The sequence below is a fragment of the Photobacterium angustum genome, from assembly GCF_003026365.1.
Lineage (GTDB): Bacteria > Pseudomonadota > Gammaproteobacteria > Enterobacterales > Vibrionaceae > Photobacterium > Photobacterium angustum.
The window spans coordinates 1-635 of the sequence record NZ_PYOM01000059.1 but is presented as its reverse complement, the minus strand read 5'-3'; the positions used below and the strand labels follow the sequence as shown (position 1 = coordinate 635).

Annotated in this window: 3 tRNA genes and 1 rRNA gene; all 4 read left to right on the top strand. The window is 45.7% G+C overall.

Annotated elements, in window-relative coordinates:
- A 16S ribosomal RNA gene (locus CTN01_RS22615) occupies window positions 1-105 on the top strand; the annotation flags it as partial.
- 92 nt (window positions 106-197) lie between these two features.
- Window positions 198-273, top strand: a tRNA-Glu gene (locus tag CTN01_RS22610).
- Between the two features lie 26 nt (window positions 274-299).
- A tRNA-Val gene (locus CTN01_RS22605) sits at window positions 300-375 on the top strand.
- A 5-nt stretch (window positions 376-380) separates the two neighbouring features.
- A tRNA-Ala gene (locus CTN01_RS22600) sits at window positions 381-456 on the top strand.
- Window positions 457-635 lie beyond the last annotated feature (179 nt).

The window sequence follows — 635 nt, the reverse complement described above, 5'->3', positions numbered from 1 at the left end:
GATAGCTTAACCTTCGGGAGGGCGTTTACCACGGTGTGGTTCATGACTGGGGTGAAGTCGTAACAAGGTAGCCCTAGGGGAACCTGGGGCTGGATCACCTCCTTACCTAAAGACTTGCTGTTTAATGTAGTGTCCACACAGATTGCTTGGTTAAAATGTAGAGAACATCTAAGTTACCCATAACTTAGAAAAACTTAGTCCCGTTCGTCTAGAGGCCTAGGACACCGCCCTTTCACGGCGGTAACAGGGGTTCGACTCCCCTACGGGACGCCACTTTTTTTCATCGGAAGTAAAGCGATGGGCGATTAGCTCAGTTGGGAGAGCACCTCCCTTACAAGGAGGGGGTCACTGGTTCGAGCCCGGTATCGCCCACCATCGATGGGGTTATAGCTCAGCTGGGAGAGCGCCTGCCTTGCACGCAGGAGGTCTGCGGTTCGATCCCGCATAGCTCCACCACTCTTTAAATACATTTTTATGAGTGTTTTTAAAAAGTGGTTATCTAACGATGATTACATGTTCTTTAACAATCTGGAAAGCTGACTAGTAAATTCAATCAATAGATTGATTTTAAAAAATGTTTTTATCTTTAGATAAAAACGAGTTCTCAAACAATACACATTCAAGTGTCTTGTATC